The 16926-nt window shown below is 68.6% G+C and carries 18 protein-coding genes; 13 read left to right on the top strand and 5 right to left on the bottom strand.

Features of this window, described 5'->3' with window-relative positions:
- From PJB24_RS07770 to PJB24_RS07750, 5 genes are all read left to right on the top strand, one after another.
- Positions 1 to 592 (top strand): methyltransferase domain-containing protein (locus PJB24_RS07770; protein WP_273844498.1); only part of this gene is annotated, 592 nt, incomplete at its 5' end.
- Positions 585 to 1985 carry a 3-isopropylmalate dehydratase large subunit gene (leuC, locus tag PJB24_RS07765; protein WP_273844495.1) on the top strand — a complete coding sequence of 467 codons (1401 nt, stop codon included), beginning with the start codon at positions 585 to 587 and terminating at the stop codon, positions 1983 to 1985. The genes PJB24_RS07770 and leuC, both read left to right, overlap by 8 nt.
- Before the next feature lie 2 nt (positions 1986 to 1987).
- Positions 1988 to 2575 carry a 3-isopropylmalate dehydratase small subunit gene (gene leuD, locus PJB24_RS07760; protein ID WP_420541909.1) on the top strand — a complete coding sequence of 196 codons (588 nt, stop codon included), beginning with the start codon at positions 1988 to 1990 and terminating at the stop codon, positions 2573 to 2575.
- A 309-nt stretch (positions 2576 to 2884) separates the two neighbouring features.
- On the top strand, positions 2885 to 3820 hold the full coding sequence (locus PJB24_RS07755; protein WP_273844492.1) for an LLM class F420-dependent oxidoreductase: 936 nt from the start codon (positions 2885 to 2887) through the stop codon (positions 3818 to 3820).
- On the top strand, positions 3817 to 4221 hold the full coding sequence (locus PJB24_RS07750; protein ID WP_273844490.1) for a TIGR03667 family PPOX class F420-dependent oxidoreductase: 405 nt from the start codon (positions 3817 to 3819) through the stop codon (positions 4219 to 4221). Before PJB24_RS07755 ends, PJB24_RS07750 begins: the two co-directional genes overlap by 4 nt.
- A 1-nt stretch (position 4222) precedes the next feature.
- Here the strand turns inward: PJB24_RS07750 and PJB24_RS07745 are convergent, their stop codons facing one another.
- Positions 4223 to 5014, bottom strand: coding sequence for a DUF427 domain-containing protein (locus PJB24_RS07745; RefSeq protein WP_273844488.1), 792 nt, complete (start codon positions 5012 to 5014; stop codon positions 4223 to 4225).
- Between the two features lie 125 nt (positions 5015 to 5139).
- Here PJB24_RS07745 and PJB24_RS07740 point away from each other — a divergent pair, with 125 nt between their 5' ends.
- The 3 genes from PJB24_RS07740 to PJB24_RS07730 are packed head-to-tail and all read left to right on the top strand — an operon-like array spanning position 5140 to position 6825.
- Positions 5140 to 5304: a hypothetical protein gene (locus tag PJB24_RS07740; RefSeq protein ID WP_273844485.1), complete on the top strand. Its 165-nt coding sequence runs from the start codon at positions 5140 to 5142 to the stop codon at positions 5302 to 5304.
- Positions 5268 to 6407 (top strand): APC family permease, encoded by a 1140-nt coding sequence (locus PJB24_RS07735; protein ID WP_273844483.1) that lies wholly within the window; start codon positions 5268 to 5270, stop codon positions 6405 to 6407. Before PJB24_RS07740 ends, PJB24_RS07735 begins: the two co-directional genes overlap by 37 nt.
- A gap of 10 nt (positions 6408 to 6417) precedes the next feature.
- A complete protein-coding gene (locus PJB24_RS07730; protein ID WP_420541908.1) occupies positions 6418 to 6825 on the top strand; it encodes an OsmC family protein in 408 nt (135 codons plus the stop codon).
- Positions 6826 to 6829: 4 nt separating this feature from the next.
- Here PJB24_RS07730 and PJB24_RS07725 read toward each other — a convergent pair whose 3' ends face one another.
- Together PJB24_RS07725 and PJB24_RS07720 are read right to left on the bottom strand one after the other, a co-directional pair.
- Positions 6830 to 7732, bottom strand: a complete 903-nt coding sequence (locus PJB24_RS07725) for a nucleoside hydrolase (protein ID WP_273844478.1) — start codon at positions 7730 to 7732, stop codon at positions 6830 to 6832.
- 17 nt (positions 7733 to 7749) lie between these two features.
- On the bottom strand, positions 7750 to 8592 hold the full coding sequence (locus PJB24_RS07720) for an NAD-dependent epimerase/dehydratase family protein (RefSeq protein ID WP_273844476.1): 843 nt from the start codon (positions 8590 to 8592) through the stop codon (positions 7750 to 7752).
- Positions 8593 to 8683: 91 nt separating this feature from the next.
- Here PJB24_RS07720 and mutS point away from each other — a divergent pair, with 91 nt between their 5' ends.
- Both mutS and mutL read left to right on the top strand, forming a co-directional pair.
- Entirely contained in the window at positions 8684 to 11038 is a 2355-nt protein-coding gene (mutS, locus tag PJB24_RS07715; protein ID WP_273844473.1) for a DNA mismatch repair protein MutS, read from the top strand.
- Positions 11035 to 12621 (top strand): DNA mismatch repair endonuclease MutL, encoded by a 1587-nt coding sequence (mutL, locus tag PJB24_RS07710; RefSeq protein WP_273844472.1) that lies wholly within the window; start codon positions 11035 to 11037, stop codon positions 12619 to 12621. Before mutS ends, mutL begins: the two co-directional genes overlap by 4 nt.
- Here the strand turns inward: mutL and PJB24_RS07705 are convergent.
- Entirely contained in the window at positions 12618 to 12782 is a 165-nt protein-coding gene (locus PJB24_RS07705) for a hypothetical protein (RefSeq protein WP_273844470.1), read from the bottom strand. The two genes, mutL and PJB24_RS07705, sit on opposite strands and share 4 nt — an antisense overlap.
- Before the next feature lie 112 nt (positions 12783 to 12894).
- On the opposite strand from PJB24_RS07705, the gene ggt reads away from it, so the two are divergent.
- From ggt to PJB24_RS07690, 3 genes are read left to right on the top strand one after another with little or no spacing between them, the layout of a single operon-like run.
- Positions 12895 to 14526, top strand: coding sequence for a gamma-glutamyltransferase (gene ggt / locus PJB24_RS07700; protein WP_273844467.1), 1632 nt, complete (start codon positions 12895 to 12897; stop codon positions 14524 to 14526).
- A gap of 42 nt (positions 14527 to 14568) precedes the next feature.
- Positions 14569 to 14973 carry a preQ(1) synthase gene (gene queF, locus PJB24_RS07695; RefSeq protein WP_273844465.1) on the top strand — a complete coding sequence of 135 codons (405 nt, stop codon included), beginning with the start codon at positions 14569 to 14571 and terminating at the stop codon, positions 14971 to 14973.
- A gap of 60 nt (positions 14974 to 15033) precedes the next feature.
- The gene (locus PJB24_RS07690; RefSeq protein WP_273844463.1) at positions 15034 to 16002 is read left to right on the top strand and encodes an LLM class F420-dependent oxidoreductase; all 969 of its coding nucleotides are present in this window, start codon (positions 15034 to 15036) and stop codon (positions 16000 to 16002) included.
- Here the strand turns inward: PJB24_RS07690 and PJB24_RS07685 are convergent.
- Positions 15999 to 16649, bottom strand: a complete 651-nt coding sequence (locus PJB24_RS07685; RefSeq protein WP_273844461.1) for a PRC-barrel domain-containing protein — start codon at positions 16647 to 16649, stop codon at positions 15999 to 16001. The genes PJB24_RS07690 and PJB24_RS07685 overlap by 4 nt on opposite strands.
- Positions 16650 to 16926 lie beyond the last annotated feature (277 nt).

The following is a 16926-nucleotide window of genomic DNA, read 5'->3' as shown; positions in this document are numbered from 1 at the left end:
GCGGGAGATGGTCGAGGCCGCGGGGAGGCGCTTCGCCGGGGAGGGGAGGGTGCGGGTTCTGCGGCAGGATCTGCTGGAGCTGGATATCGGGGAGGAGGCGGACGTCATCTTCTCGACGGCGACATTTCACTGGATCCCGGACCACGCCAGGCTCTTCCGCGCCCTCGCGCGCAATTTGAAGCCCGGCGGGACGCTCGCCGCGCAGTGCGGCGGGGCGGGCAACATCTCGCGGGTCGGGAGGGCGCTGCGGGGGGTCATGGAGGAGGAGCCGTTCCGGGGGTACTTCGAAGGCTGGGAGGACACCAAGCACTACCCGGCCCCGGAGGAGGAGCGGGCGTTGCTCCAAGAGAGCGGGTTCGTGGAGGTCGAGGCCCGGCTCCTGGAGAAGCCGACGCCTTTTGCGGGCGAGGAGGCGCTCGCGCGGTATCTGGAGGCGGTCATCCTGCGCGCCCACCTGATGCGGCTACCCCGCGGGATGCGCCGTCCCTTCGCGCAGGCCGTGGCGGGGAGGATGGCCAAAGAAGAGGGGCTCGAGATCGACTACGTTCGCCTCAACATGCTGGCGAGGAAGAAGGAGGCAGATGATGAGTAGGCCGAAGACGCTCGCGGAGAAAGTCTGGGAGCGGCACGTGGTGAGGAGCGGCGAGGGGGAGCCCGACCTGCTGTACGTGGATCTTCATCTCGTGCACGAGGTCACGAGCCCTCAGGCCTTCGAGGCCCTGAGGCTCGCCGGGCGGAAGGTCAGGAGGCCCGACCTCACGCTCGCCACGATGGACCACAACGTCCCGACCGAGGGTCTGGGGCTCCCGGTCAAAGACAGGATCTCCGCCAAGCAGATGGAGGCGCTCGAGAAGAACTGCCGGGACTTCGGGATAGAGCTCGAGGCTTGGGGCACCCCGAAACAGGGGATAGTGCACATGATCGGGCCGGAGATGGGCCTCACCCAGCCCGGGATGGTCATCGTCTGCGGCGACTCGCACACCGCCACCCACGGCGCCTTCGGGGCGCTGGCCTTCGGGATCGGCACGAGCGAGGTCGAGCACGTCCTGGCCACCCAGACGCTGCCGCAGCGCCGGCCGAAGATGATGGCGGTAACGGTCGAGGGAGAGCTTCCGGCGGACGTGACCGCCAAGGACCTCATGCTCGGCATCCTCAACAGGATCGGGACCGGTGGCGGGGTCGGGCACATCATCGAGTACCGCGGCGAGGCGGTCCGCTCGCTCTCGATGGAGGGCCGGATGACCGTGTGCAACATGTCCATCGAGGGCGGGGCGCGCGCCGGCATGATCGCCCCGGACGAGAAGACCTTTGAGTACCTGGAGGGCCGCGAGTACGCGCCGAAGGGTGAGGCCTGGGAGGAGGCCGTCGAGTACTGGAAGACCCTGCCGACAGACGAGGGGGCGACCTTCGACAAGGAGGTCGTCATCGACGCCGCCGAGCTCCGGCCCTACGTCTCCTGGGGCACCACCCCCGCGCAGACCGTCCCGCTCGACGGGGTCGTCCCCGAGCCCGAGAACGAAGCCCACGAGCGGGCCTTGAAGTACATGGGCCTGAAACCTGGTACGCCCATGAGAGAGATCGAGGTCGACACCGTCTTCATCGGGTCGTGCACCAACGCCCGGATAGAAGACCTGCGCGCCGCCGCCCGCGTCCTCGAAGGACACAAGGTCAAGGAAGGCATCCGGGCGATGGTCGTCCCCGGCTCGATGCGCGTCAAGAAGCAGGCCGAGGAGGAGGGGCTCGACGAGATCTTCAAGCAGGCCGGCTTCGAGTGGCGGGCCGCCGGGTGCTCGATGTGCCTCGGGATGAACCCGGACAAGCTCTCCCCCGGCGAGCGGTGCGCCTCGACCTCCAACCGCAACTTCGAGGGGAGGCAGGGCAAGGGCGGCCGGACGCACCTGGTGAGCCCGGTCGTCGCGGCGGCCACGGCGGTGATGGGGCGCTTCGCCTCCCCGAGCGAGCTCGGCGTACTGGAAGGAGTGTGATGATGGATCCGGTGAAGAAGGTCGAGGGCAAGGCGCTCCCTTTGGGCTACTCCGACGTGGATACCGACCAGATCGTACCCTCCGACGCCCTCAAGCGCATCGAGCGCACCGGCTTCGGCAGGTTCCTCTTCTCCGAGTGGCGCGAGAACCCAGACTTCGTCCTCAACAAACCCGAGCACGAAGGAGCGGTCGTCCTCATCGCCGGGGAGAACTTCGGGTGCGGCTCGAGCCGCGAGCACGCCGTCTGGGCCATAAAGGACTACGGCTTCGGGGCCGTCATCGCACCCTCCTTCGCCGACATCTTCAAGAACAACTGCACCAAGAACGGCCTCCTCACCGTCGAGCTCCCCAGAGAGAAGGTAGAGGCCCTGCTCGAAGCGGTGAGAGAAGACCCCGAGGCGAAGGTGACCGTCGACCTCGAGAGCCGCACCGTGAAGGGGCCCGGCCTCGAGGAGAGCTTCGAGGTCGACGACTTCGTCCGCTACCGGCTCTTAAACGGCCTCGACGACGTCGGGCTCACCCTGCAGCACGAGGAGGACATCGAGGCTTACGAGAAGCGCCGCCCGGGCTACATGCCGAGAGTGGGTTAGCGGCAAGAAGGGTCCTGCCCTCTTTGAGCGGGAGCCCAAGAACATGGGCTTCCGCTCATGTCTTGGCAGTCAGATCTCCTCGAAGTAGTCCGAGTCGATCCTCTTTATTTCGCAGGAGGTTTCTCTTCGCTTGATTCGAAGTGGTTCGCGAGGGCTTCGACTGCTTCTTTGAAGGAGTGCTCCTTGCCATCGGAGATGAGGCCTGTCAGCGGAAGCATCACGGTCTGGTAATCTGGAATCGACATCAAAACGAGTTTACAGAGTGCCATGTCCGGTTGCCAGAGGCTCGGACGGTGATTAGGAGGGCGGATGCTCGACGTTGCGATAATGGTCGAGGGGCAGAACGGGATCAGCTGGGAGCGCTGGAAGCGGCTGGTGCGGGCGGCGGAGGACTTCGGGTTCTACGGGATCTTCCGCTCGGACCACTTCACGAACCCCTCCGGACCCGTGCTGGAGTCGCTCGAGCTGTGGTCCTCGCTCGCCTGGGTCGCGGACAACACCGGGCGCATCGAGTTCGGGCCTCTCGTGACCCCGGTCTCGTTCCGCCACCCCGTGATCACGGCCTGGCAGGCCGCGGCCGTGGACGACCTGGCCGGCGGGCGACTCAGGCTCGGGCTCGGAGCCGGCTGGCAGGAGCGCGAGCACGAGGCCTTCGGGTTCGACCTGCTCGGCGTGCCGGAGCGTTTCGCCCGCTTCGAGGAGGGGCTTGAGGTCGTAACCCGCCTGCTGCGGGGGGAGGGGCCGGCCTCTTTCGAGGGCCGCTTCTACCGGCTGCACGACGCCGAGCTGAAGCTGCGCTCGCCCCGTCCCGGCGGTCCCCCGATCGTCATCGGGGGCAACGGTCCCCGCAGGACGCTGCCGCTCGCCGTCCGCTACGCCGACGAGTGGAACGCGACCTTCCCGACGCTGGAGGAGTTCTCCCGGCTCAACCGCCGCCTCGACGAGCTCCTGGAGGAGGCGGGCCGTCCGCCGGAGGAGGTGCGGCGCACGCTGATGACCCGCGCGGTCTTCGGCCGCACGGATGGGGAGGTGCGGCGCAAACTCGGAGGGCAGAGCGCGGACGAGCTGCGGCGGGCGGGGGCGGTCGTGGGCACCGCCCCGGAGTTCGTCGAGCAGCTCGGGCGGCTCGCGGAGGCCGGGGCGCAGGGGGTGATGCTGCAGTGGCTCGAAGCCGACGACATAGACGGCCTCGAGGCGCTCGCGGGCTCGGTGCTCCCGCAGCTTGGGGGAAGGGAGGATCAGTGAGCGGACCGGATCGAAGGGGGGAGGAGAGGCTGCGGACGGAGGAGGTGATCTGGCTGACCACCGTGCGCCGCGACGGGCAGCCGCAGCCGGTCCCGGTGTGTTTTCTGTGGGATGGGGAGACGTTTTTGATCTACTCGCAGCCCGACCGGCAGAAGCTGCGCAACATCGCCCGCAACCCCCGCGTCGCGCTCAACCTCAACAGCGACGCCCACGGAGGCGGGGTGGTGCGGATCGAAGGGGGGGCCGGGATACTGGAGGGCTTCCCGCCGGCGACGGAGGTCCCGGAGTATCTGGAGAAGCACCGGGAGCCGATCTCCCGCATCGGCTACGACCCGGAGGGCTTCGCCCGCGAATACTCCACGGCCGTGCACGTCACGCCCGACCGCTGGCAGAGCTGGTAGGCTAACCCTCTACCTCCTGCTCGACCTTCTCCTCGTAGAAGCACAGGTACCCCCTCGCCTTCTGCGCCTCCGGGAGAGGATCGGGGTAGAGCCAGGCGGCGTCCTCGACGAGGGTGTCCCCGACCTTCAGCGAGCGGTAGGACGCCACCCCCTTGTACGGGCAGACCGTATGAGTGTCGCTCGGAACCAGAAGATCCTCGCGCACGTCCTCGGGTGGGATGTAGTAGCGCGGTGGGAGGCTGGTCTCGAAGAGGACGAGCGGTCTCCTCGTCTCGGCGACGACCTCGCCGCCCACCGAGACCCTGACGTGTAAGGAGCTCTGGAGCACGTCGACCCGATGGTAGGGGTCGTGCGGGTGTCCGATCGTCTCCTCTTCCTCCTCCATCCAGCGGTCCATCCGGTCGTGGTAGAAGGCCAGGTACCCCGAGAGCGGCGGGGCGTCCTCGAGCGGCTCCGGGTAGCTCCAGACCGCGTTCTCGGCCAGCCTGCCCCCCGCCCGCACCGAGAAGTAGACGGCCTCGCCCTTGAACGGGCAGCGCGTTCTGTGGTCGGTCTTCTCCAGCAGATCGGTCCTGACGTCCTCCTCGGGGAAGTAGTAGACGGGCAGGAGCCCGGTCTCGTGCAGAACCTTCACCCGGCGGCTGTCGGCGACGGTCTCGCCGCCGAAGAACGTACGCACCCGCTTGGGGCAGTCCTCGAAGTAGAGGGTGTGGGGCTTGAGGATAGAGGTGTCGAAGTTGAACTCTCCGCTCCGCTTGGGGCCGAAGGGACCCGTTCCCATCGTGAGCGACATGACTCCCTGCCTCCTCTGGATCTCTGGGCCGATGAGGTAATGGTACCCCAGCGTGGAGGTGGAGACGTGTGGAGTATGCTATCCGCCTGTTGTGTGTAGAAGCCGAGGGATTCGAGGCGCCTGTCATGAACGAGGATTTACGCCGGGTACTTAGGACACCCGAGATGTTGTTCGTAGGGATAAACGCCGTGGTCGGAGGGGGCATCTTTCTTCTCCCCGGGCAGGCGGCCGCACAGGCTGGAGCGGCCTCGGTGTGGGCCTATCTGGCGGCGGGGATCGTGGTGGCCTGATCGGTCTGTGCTTCGCTGAGCTCTCTACGATGTTCGACCGCACTGGTGGTCCGATCCTCTACGCACGAGCGGCGCTGGGCCGCACCGCTGGTTTCACCGTGGGATGGGCGGTATGGTTGACCTATCTCGTCGGGCTGGCCGCACTCTCCGATGGTTTCGTGAGTTATCTGGGATCGCTGTGGCCGGCGGCGAAGGACGGCGGGGTCTGGATCGTGCCGGCGCTCATCTTCGTTCTTTGCCTGCTGAACACGGTCGGGGTGCGGCTGGGAGCCCGCGTGGTGCAGATCTTCACCATCGCCAAGCTGGTGCCGCTCGCGGTGCTCGTCTTCGCCGGCCTGACCTTCGCCGGGGCGGTCGGAAACGCGGACCTGAGCCTGGTCCCGGGCGGTCGGGGGAGCTTTCTCGGGGCGGTCCTGATCATCGTCTTCGCCTACGGGGGTTTCGAGGGAACGGCGATACCGGCGGGGGAGATGGTGAATCCACGGCGAGCGGTGGTCGTCGCGGTGCTCGGCACGCTCGCGGCGGTCACGACTTTCTACATGCTCGTCCAGTACGCCGCGTTGCGCATAGAGCCGAACCTCGCCTCGGCCGGTTCCCCGCTCGCCTCCGCCGGGGAGGCGGCTTTCTCCGGTGGGCTCGCATTGCTCACCGTGGGTGCCCTCGTCTCCATCTCCGGCACCCAGAGTGGGGTCGTGCTCCTCGCCCCGCGCACACTCTACTCTCTGGCCCGGGAGGGGATGCTCCCCGAGGTCCTGGGCCGCGTTCACCCCCGATTCAAGACGCCTGTGGTCTCCATCTGGGTGACGGGTGTTCTGGTGGCGGTCCTCGCCGTCAGCGGCTCTTTCTCCTCGCTCATCTTGATCAACGTCGCGGCTCGACTGTACCAGTACCTGATGGTTTGCATCTCGGGCGGGGTACTGCGCCTGCGTGAGCCTGAGGCGCCTCGCGCGTTCCGGCTGCCGTTCGGGCCGGCGATTCCGGCCGTCGCCGGGATGCTCTGCCTGTTCCTCCTCTCCCGACAGCCGGCCGTGAACCTGCTGGCGACCGCCGGTGCTCTCGCCGCCGGCCTCTTGTTGTACGCCGCGGGGTCCCGGAGGGTGTAGAGTAATGATCATGGCTGAGATGAAGGTCACAGTGCACCACCTGGGCGGGCAGCGTTATGCCGGGGTGAACCCCTCGGGTGACAAACTCTTGATAGACGGCAGCGAGGATTTCTCCCTGGGCATGCGTCCGATGGAGGCTCTGCTCGTCTCCCTGGGAACCTGCACGGCGTTCGACGTGGTGGAGATCCTGCACAAGCGCCGCACGCCGCCGGAGAGCTACCGCATCGAGCTCCGGGGGGAGCGGGCTGAGGAACATCCCCGGCGCTACACCCGCATAACCGTGCGCCACCTCGTGCGCGGGGAAGGGATCACGCAGAAGGTGCTCGATAGAGCGGTCACGCTCTCGCACGAGAAATATTGCTCGGTCGCTGCGACGCTCGACTGCGAGATCGAGAGCGAGGCGGTCCTGCTGGAGTAAGCTCCTAGAGCCTCTCGAAGGCCGTGCGCAGCAGCTCGAAGAACCCCTCCTCGTCCAGCTCCACCCCGACATCGGCGTTCGGTTCGCGCCCGGTGACGCCGTGCAGGTCGCAGACGGTCTCCCCGCGGGTGAACTCCCCCCGGCACTCGACGTCCACCCGCATCCGGCGGGTCTCGACGAGCTCCGGGGCGAGCACCGCGGCGACCGCGACCGGGTCGTGCAGCGGCGGGGCGTCGAGCCCGTAGGTCTTCCTGTAGGTCGAGGCGTAGAACTCCATGAGGTCCGCGGCGAGCTCACCGGCGCGCCCCGTACGGCGCAGGATCTCCCTCCGCTCCGGCGTGACCCTCGCCTGGTGGGTGACGTCGAGGCCGCACATCGTGACCGGGAGCCCCGACCCGAAGACCTCTTTTGCCGCCTCCGGGTCGACGTAGACGTTGAACTCCGCCGCGGGGGTGGTGTTGCCGGGTCCGATGCTCCCGCCCATGAGCGAGATGCGTGCGATCTTCTCCTTCGCCTCCGGGTGCTCGCGCAGCAGCGTGGCCACGTTGGTGAGGGGTCCGGTGGGGATTAGGGTAACCGGCCGCGTCGCCTCCCTCAGCGTCTTTGCGATGAGCTCCACCGCCCCGCGCGGGTCCGGGCCGAAGCCGGCGGGGGGTATCTCCGGCCCGTCGAGACCGCTCGGGCCGTGGATGGACTCCGCGGTCACCAGACGTCCCGAGAGCGGTCTTTTCGCTCCGGCCCCGACGGGAACGTCCCCCCTCCCCAGGAAGGAGAGGAGGCGCAGCGCGTTGTTCGTGGTCTTCTCGAGCGGCGCGTTCCCGGCGACCGTGGTGACCGCGAGCACCTCCAGGCCCGGGGAGCCCAGCGCGAGCATCAGCGCGAGGGCGTCGTCGTGGCCCGGGTCCATGTCCAGGATGACGGGGACTATCTCGACACCTCCTCGCGCCAGGAGTGGCGCGGCTCGTAGCCGAGCACCTTGCGGGCCTTCTCGATCGAGAGGAGCGTCTCGTTGCCCGCGGGCTCCCTCTTCAGCGGCACGTCCGGGTAGACCTCGGCCATGAGCTCGGTGCTCGGGCGCTCCATCACGGTGTCGGCGGCGGCGATGATGAACGCCTCCGCCCCGGAGATGTCGGCCTCCAGGCCCAGCCTGCAGGACTGGGCCACGTCTCTTGCGTCGACGTAGCCCCAGAGGTTCCAGCGACGTATTTCGGGGTCGTCCTGGAAGGAGGGGAAGATCTCGTAGTCGTGCGGGGGCTCCATGACGTTCGAGAAGCGCAACCCCACGAAGGGGATGCCGCTCCAGCGGTTCATCTGACGGGCCATCTCCTCGGAGATCACCTTCGAGAGCGCGTAGCTCGACTCCGGGTAGAGCGGGTGCTCCTCGTCTATCGGGGCGTAGGCCGGCTTCTCCCGCTCGAACGGCAGCCCGAGCGTCGTCTCGCTCGAGGCCCACACCACCCGCTCCACGCCGAGCGCGACGGCGGCAGAGAAGACGTTGTAGGTGCTCAAGGTGTTGTTCTCGAAGGTCTTCCCCTCGGGCTGGAGGCCGGGGGCGGGGATGGCGGCGAGGTGGACGACGCCCTCGCAGCCGGACATCACCTCGATGGTCTGGCCGAGGTCGGTGAGGTCGGTTCGGATGAACTCCGAAGCGGGTTCTCTCGGGGGGAGGGCGTCGGCGTTGAGCACCTCGTATCCGTGCTCCATGAGCTCCCGGACGACCGCCCGGCCCGCCTTGCCGCTCCCCCCGGTGACCAGCACCTTCCTCATCCTTCGCACCTCCGGTGTTTCGCCGGCGTTCCAGCGTCAATGATAGACCTCCGGGGCTGACGTGTCGGGCGTCGGGCCGTAGAATGGTTGCATGCTGGGGAGATACGCAGAGCTCAAGGCACAGCTTCCGCCGGGTACGATCCTCTTCTACCAGGTAGGCACCTTCTTCGAGACCTTCGAGGAGGATGCTAAGACCATCTCCCGCGAGCTCTCGCTGCGGCTCACGAGCCGGGAGGCCGCGGGTGAGGGGCGGGTGCCGCTCGCCGGCGTCCCGGGGCACGCGCTCGAGGAGCATCTGGCGCTGCTCCTGAAGAAGGGATACTCGGTCGCGGTCGCCGAGCAACGGCCGCACCCGACCAAACCCAGGCAGTTCACCCGTGAGATCTCGCGCATCCTCACCCCCGGAACCGTCATAGAGGACAACGTCCTCTCCGCCGGGGAGGCGAACTACCTCGCCGCCGTCTGCGTGCGCGGGGAGAGGGCCGGGATCGCCGTGGCCGAGGCCTCGACGGGTGAGTTCACCGGGACGGAGGTTCCCGCGGAGGAGGTGGCCTCCGAGCTCGAGCGGTGGTCCCCGCGGGAGATCGTCGTCCCCGAGAGGACGCCCGCGGAGGATCTCCCGAAGGTGCGGGCTGCGGTGAGCCCCGCGCCGCGCTGGACTTTTGAGCCTTCGGCCGGGGAGCAGGCGCTGAGGCGGCACTTCGGGGTGCAGAGCCTCAAGGGTTACGGGCTCGAAGGACGGGCGGCGCTCGTCGGGGCGGCCGGGGCGCTCATCCACTACCTCTCCACGCTGCGCGGGGGGAGCCCGCCGGAGCAGATCGTCACCTTCCGGCCCTACTCGCCGGGTTCGGGGATGGTGCTCGACGCGGCGACCCGGCGTAATCTGGGGCTCGAGGAGCTCATCGAGACCGTCGACCGCACCCGCACCCCGATGGGCCGGCGGGCGCACCGGCGGTGGCTCGAGCGGCCGCTGCTCGACGCGGGGCGTATCGAGCAGCGTCTGCGGGCCGTCGACGCCCTCGCCTCGGACTACATGCTGAGGGAGGGGGTGAGGGAGATCCTCGGGCGCATCCCGGACATCGAGCGGATCGCGACCCGCATCGTGAGGCTCTCCGCCTCGCCCTCGGATCTGCTCTCGCTCCGGGACGCGCTCGCGGCCGTCGGCCCCCTGAGGGAGGCGCTCGGCCCCGCCGCTGAGGGGAGCGAACTGCTCGCGCGGGCGCTCGGTGCGATGGAGGAGCCGCCGGGGGTGCGCGGGCTGATCGAGGCCGCGATCAGCGAGGAGGAGGGTGAGATCATCAAGCCCGGCTACTCGGAGGAGCTCGACGAGGCCCGCTCCTTCCGCGACGGGGCGCACGAGTGGCTCACCCGCTTCGAGGCCGAGGAGCGCCTGAAGACCGGGCTCAAGTCGCTTAAGGTCGGCTACCGCGACGGAGAAGGGTACTTCATCGAGGTTGCGGGCAGGGAGGCGAACCAGGTCCCGCCGCACTACGAGCACCGCAAGGCCTTGAAGCACAACGCCCGCTACGTCACCGTCGAGCTCAAGGAGCACGAGTCCAGGATGCTCGGGGCCCGCGAGGAGGTCGAGCGCCTGGAGCGCAGGATCCTCGGCGAGATCCGGGCCGCCGTCAAAGAGGCCGCCCCGGACCTCCAGCGGCTGGCCCGGGCGGTCGCGGTCGTCGACGTCGTGGCCTCGTTCGCCGCGGCGGCCAGCGAGCTGCGCTACTGCCGGCCGCGCATCACCGAGGGGCGCGGGATCGAGATCAGGGCCGGACGGCACCCGGTCGTCGAGCACGCCACCGACACCCCCTTCGTCCCGAACGACGTGAGCATAGACGGCTCCTCGCGCCTGCAGATCATAACCGGACCCAACATGGCCGGGAAGTCCGTCTACCTCAGGCAGACCGCGCTCATCGTCCTGCTCGCCCAGTCCGGCTCGTACGTGCCGGCCGGGGAGGCGTCTCTGGGGGTGGTGGACAGGATCTTCACCCGCGTCGGCGCGGAGGACAGGCTCGCGAGCGGGGAGTCGACTTTCATGGTCGAGATGACCGAGGCGGCGACGATCCTCAACTCGGCGACCTCGCGCTCGCTCGTGATCCTGGACGAGGTCGGGCGCGGGACCTCGACCTACGACGGGATGAGCCTCGCCTGGGCGATCGCCGAGCACCTGCACGACGAGGTGCAGTCGCTCACTTTGTTCGCCACCCACTACCACGAGCTGACCCGTCTGGCCGACACGCTCCCCGGCTGCCGCAACCTCAAGGCGACCGTCGAGGAGGTCGGCGGCGAGATAGTCTTCCTGCACAGGATCGAGGAGGGCTCGGAGTCCTCCTCCTACGGGGTGCACGTGGCGCGGCTCGCCGGGCTCCCGCGGCCGGTCGTCGAGCGGGCCGGGGAGATACTCTCGCGCCTGGAGGCCGAGGGGATAAAGGGGTTCGCGGGGTGAGGGTCTTGCCGGAGGCGGTCCTCCGCGAGGGGACGGCTCCCTACGGCGGGAGGGTGCGCATCCTGCCTCCCGAGGTGGCGCGCCGGATCGCGGCAGGGGAGGTCATAGAGCGGCCGGCCTCCGCCGTGAAGGAGCTCGTCGAGAACGCGCTCGACGCCGGGGCCTGCAGGATCTCGATAGAGGTAGAACGCGGCGGGACCTCCCTCATCCGGGTCCAGGACGACGGGGAGGGGATGTCCCCGGAGGACGCGGAGAGGGCGCTGCTTTCGCACGCGACGAGCAAGATCGAACGCCCGGAGGATCTCTCTTGCATCACCTCCCTCGGTTTCAGGGGCGAGGCGCTGCATTCGATGGCCTCGGTCTCCTCGCTCTCGCTCACCACCTCGAGGTGCGGCGGGCGGGGCTGGCGGGTGGAGGCGTTCTGCGGGGAGGTGCATCGTTCCGCCCCCGCCGCGCACCCACCGGGCACGACGGTCGAGGTGCGCGACCTCTTCCTGAACCTGCCGGTGCGCCGGGGTTTTCTGGGCAGCCCGCGGGCCGAGGCGAGCGCGGTCGTCTCGGTGGTCTCTTCGCTCGCGCTCGGATGGCCCGGGGTGGGGTTCTGCCTGCGCTCGGACGGCCGCGGGGCGCTCGCGCTGCCGCCCGCCGCGGACCTGCGGGAACGGGTCGCCCAGCTCTACGGTCTCGGGCTGGCGGGGAGCCTCGTCCCGCTCGACGACGAGGTGGTCGGGGGCCTGGTGAGCCCGCTGCACGTGAGCTTCCCGACCCGGCGCTACCTGCACGTCGCCGTCAACGGACGGGTCGTCGAGCCGGACTCCTTCGCTCCTGCGGTCTTCCGGGCCTACGCCGACCTGCTGCCGAAGGGCCGCCACCCGGCGGCCTTCCTGCGGCTCGAGCTCGGCCCCGGCGAGGTGGACGTGAACGTCCATCCGGCCAAGAGCGCGGTGAGGCTGCGCGGCGGGCGCTCTGTGTACCCGCTGGTGGTCGGCGCGATCCGCGGCGCCCTCTCCCTCGAGCGCCGCGAGCGGGGTGCCGGACGGGGGGAGGACGGGCCGGCGGATCTCCAGCTCCTGGGTCAGTTCGCCGGGCGCATGATCGTCGCCCAGAGGGGGGAGGAGCTCCTCGTCCTCGACCAGCACGGGGCGCACGAGCGCATCCTCTACGAGCGTCTGCAGAGGGACCTCAGGCGCGATCCCACGCCGCTGCGAGAGCCCGTCCCGGTGCACCTTCCGGAGGGTCTTGCGGCTGAGGTCTGGGGCTTCGAGGGGGAGCTGGAGGCGCTCGGCTTCCGGTTCGAGACGTTCGGGACGGACGTGGTGAAGCTCACGAGCGTCCCCGAAGGGACCGCTGATGCGGCCGAGGCTTTCCTCGCCGCGATAGAGACGCTCGCGGGGGGCGAGGATCTGGCGAAAGCCCTCGCCTGCCGCGGATCGACGAAGTTCGGAGAGAGACTGCAGCCGGACCAGATGGCCCGGCTGCTGAAAGAGTGGGCGTCGTGTGAGTTCGGGGATGTCTGCCCGCACGGACGCCCGATAGTGAAGCGCATCGGCCTCGCGGAGCTTCTGCGCGAGTTCGGGCGCTAGCTCTCCCTGGAGCGGGCCAGCAGCGCCTCCCCGAGCTGTAGGACGGTCGGGGCCCAGAGCCCGACGAAGATCGCCTCGTTGCGCCTGCCGCGGGCGAACAGTCCGAGCGAGATCGCGATCGACGCCAGGGTCCCTCCTATGTACAGGTCCCTCGGGCTCATGCCTTTCCTCCTTGATCGTTTTCTTGCAGGGAATGTACCCTTCGAACAGGAATGTAAACTGAGGGACAGGAGAAGACTGTAAGAGAGAACCCACCACGACCGGAGGAGGGCGGTGACGAACGCAGGAGATACACGGCTTTCGGGCGCCGCGAAGGCCTTGAGGCCCGATGTGGGGGGGAGATCGACGGTCTACGGGACGCGTGGAGCGGTGGCCTGCGAGCACCCGCAGGCGGCCCTGGCTGGCATCCGGGCGCTCGACGAGGGAGGAAACGCGGTCGATGCGTGCGTCGCAATGGCGGCCACCCTGGCCGTCGTCGCGCCGATGACCACCGGGATGGGAGGGGACGCGTTCCTCCTTTTCTACGAGGCCAAAAGCGGCAGGGTGGTGGGGGCCTGTGGCGCCGGTGGTGCTCCACGCGGGATCGACGCGCAGAAGCTGCGCGATATGGGCCTCTCGCGGATGCCCGACCGGGGCGCGCTCACGGTGACCGTGCCCGGGGCGGTGAGGCTGTGGGAGGATGCCGCGAGGGAGCTCGGGCGGCTGCCGCTCGGGCGGCTGCTCGAGAGCGCGCTCCGCTACGCCAGGGAAGGGTGTATCGTTGCCGAGGTGGCCGGTCGCTACTGGGAGACGGCCGGGGAGATGCTGCGCAAGGACGCGGCGGCCGCGCGCTGCTTCCTTCCCGGTGGGAGGGTGCCCCGGGCCGGGCAGAGGTTCCTGCAGCCCGACCTCGCCCGCACGCTCGAGATCCTCTGCGAGGGCGGGGCGGACGCCTTCTACGAGGGTGAGATCGCCCGGCGCATCACCCGGTCGGTGCGGGAGGCTGGAGGATTCCTCTCCGAGGAGGATCTCGCGGAGCACCAGACCGAATGGGTCGAGCCCATCTCGACCGACTACCGCGGGGTGAGGGTCTACGAGATCCCGCCGCCCACCCAGGGGATAGCGGCGCTCGAGATGCTCAACATCCTGGAGGGTTTCGAGCTGGCGGAGCTCGACCCCCTCGGTGCCGGGCGCGTCCACCTCGAGGTCGAGGCCAAGAAGCTCGCGTTCAGAGATCTGCAGGAGAGGGTGGGCGACCCGGATTTCTGCGAGGTGCCGGTGGAGCGGATGCTCTCGAAGGAGTACGCGGCCGGCCTGCGGGAGGAGATCTCCAGGGAGCGGGCCGCGGGAGTCTCTCGAGAGCTCTCCCTCGGGAGCGACACCACCTACCTCTGCGCGGTGGACGAGGAGGGGAACGGCTGCTCTTTCATAAACAGCCTCTACAAAGGTTTCGGGAGCGGCATCGTCGCCGGAGGGACCGGGGTCTGCCTGCAGAACCGGGGAGCGTGCTTCACCCTCGAGGAGGGGCATCCCAACGAGCTCGCGCCCGGGAAGCGTCCGCTGCACACGATCATCCCGGCGCTCGCCACCAGAGAGGATGCGCTCTGGGCCGTCTTCGGGGTGATGGGCGGGCCGATGCAGCCGCAGGGACACGCCCAGCTCCTCGCCGACCTCCTCGACTACGGGATGAGCCCGCAGGAGGCCGCCGAACATCCGCGCCACTTCCACGACGGCGACACCCTTCTTCTGGAGGGCCGCTACCCGGAGAGGACCGTTGAGGGGCTGCGCCGGATGGGGCATGCGGTCGAGGTGGGGCCGGACTACGCGGTTCCCACCGGCGGGGCGCAGGTCATCAGGATCCTCGAAGGAGGAGTGAGGGCCTGCGGGAGCGACCCGCGCAAGGACGGTTGCGCGCTCGCGCAGTAACATCTGTCCGCCGGAAGAGGCGAACAGAGGAGGTTTTTGATCTTGTCCGACGCTGCGGACAGGCGGGTGCTCGGGCGGGAGGTGCGCGGCCCGATAGGGGCCGACGAGCTGGATACCGTACCCTGGCGCCACGGCGCGACCGACGCGACCGTCGAGTTCACCACGCAGGAGCTGACGGCCCTCTGCCCGGTGACCGGCCAGCCGGACTTCTACGACCTGAAGCTCAGCTACCGTCCGGGGGAGCGCCTGATCGAATCGAAATCCCTCAAGCTCTACCTGTGGGGCTTCCGGGATCGGGGCATCTTCGCCGAGGACCTCGCGGCGACGCTCCTTGAGGATCTGGTCCGCGCCTGCGGGCCGGAGGAGATGACCGTCGATCTCACCCAGCGGGTGCGCGGGGGATTGCAGATCCGAACCGTCGCCCGCTACCCGGACCGCAGGGGTTAGACTTCACACCCCGCCGGGGGTATGCTTCGCGGGTCGCGGGAGCGAGAGAGAGGGGTGTTCATGCCGGTGGAGTTCGGCGTCTTCGTGCCGCAGGGGTGGAGGATGGACCTCGTCGAGATAGAGGACCCGGTCGAGCAGTACGAAGCGATGACCTCCGTCGCCCGGGCCGCAGAGGAGAGCGGGGCGTTCGATTCGATCTGGCTCTACGATCACTTCCACACCGTACCCGAGCCGACGAAGAACGCCGTCTTCGAGTGCTGGATGTCCACCGCCGGACTCGCCCGCGACACGAGGCGGGTGAAGATCGGGCAGATGGTCACCTGCAACGGTTACCGCAACCCGGCGCTCTTGGCGAAGATGGCCTCCACCGCGGACGTGATGAGCGGCGGCAGGCTCCTCTTCGGGCTCGGGGCGGGCTGGTACGAGCACGAGTGGCGCGCCTACGGCTACGGCTTCCCCGAAGTCCCCGAGAGGATGCGCGCCTTCCGGGAGGCGTGCGAGATCATCCACCGCCTGTGGACCGAGGATGACGTCGTCTTCGACGGTGAGTTCTACCAGCTGGACAAACCGATCAACGAGCCCAAGAGCGCGCAGAGACCGCACCCGCCGTTCTGGATCGGGGGTGGCGGCGAGAGGGTGACGCTGCGCCTGGTCGCCCGCTGGGGCGACGCCTGCAACGTCGGCGGGGGAGACCCGGAGGCGATCCGGCACAAGCTCGACGTCCTGCGCGGCCACTGCGAGCGCGAGGGGCGCGACTTCGGGGAGATCACACGCTCCACCTCGGTGAACGTCCACCTCCTCGAGGAGGGCGAGGACCCCGAGCGGGCCACCGGGAAGGCCCGCATGGGCCGCAGCTACGAGGAATACACCAAAGAGTTCGTCGTCGGCACCCCGGACGAGGTCGCATCACGTCTGGAGCGGTGCGTCGAGGCCGGGGCGGACTACATCATCGTCTACCTGCCGCGCCTCGCCTACGACCACTCGATGCTCCACCGCTTCGCCGAGGAGGTCGTCCCCCGGCTGCGCTAGCCGGAGACCTCGACGTCGGTCGCGTCCACCTCCCGGACGCCCTCGAGCCCCATGATCTCCTCTATCGTATCCTCCAGGTCCCGCTGCGAGGCTGCCCTCCCCGAGAGCTCGACGACGCCCTCATTCACGGAGCGGACCGTGAGCTCCGTGTCCTCGAGCAGGTCCTCCACGTCGTCCCCGAGGTCCCGGTTGTCCTCCAGGTACGGGTCGGTGACCTCCTCGCCGGTGTCCGGGTCTATGTAGATGTCGTTCCTGGGGTAGCCGGAGTCCGGGGTGTAGGTCTCGTCCTCCCAGTCCTCGCGCGCCAGATCCTCGGGAGAGAGCGCCTCCGGCTCGCTCTGAGGCTCGGTGACGAACTGACCCTCGTGCGGGTGGTCCTCCTCGTCCGACTCGCCCGGAGCGTACTCCTCCTGCCCCACCCGGCCGGCTGGCTCCGCGTCCGGGCGGTCGGTCCGGAGGGTGACGAAGTCCGCCTCCTCGTCGAGGGATATCTCGGAGATGGGGACCTCGAAGCTCTCCCCTTCGCGCTCGACGACCAGGTGGGTCGCCGCGCCGCTCTCCTCGTCGTAGAGAACATCGGAGACCCTGCCGATCCCCGTCCCGTCGGCCGTCCGAGCCTCCAGACCGATCATGTCACGCGCCTCCATGCCCTGAAAACCTCCCTCTCTTCGCTCTACCGTCGGGAACGTTTCTTACCCACCCGACCACCCCCCGAACCTCCGCACATCTGCTTGATCTACTGAGACGTAGTAATAAAATATGAGCGTGACAGGCTCAGATCTTGTTAGACGGTTATGGTTTCCCCGGAACGGGGAAGATAAGAAGGATTTTGGTTCGCATACAGGTCTGGAGGCGTTGTATCGATGATATGCGAGAACTGCGGGGTGAGGCCCGCGAGCGTGCAGGTGTTTCAGCAGAGTGGGG

It is taken from the genome of Rubrobacter calidifluminis, from assembly GCF_028617075.1.
In the GTDB taxonomy this organism is placed as follows: Bacteria; Actinomycetota; Rubrobacteria; order Rubrobacterales; family Rubrobacteraceae; genus Rubrobacter_E; species Rubrobacter_E calidifluminis.
Note: the sequence above shows the minus strand (reverse complement) of the source record. Positions and strands in the feature narration are given on the sequence as shown.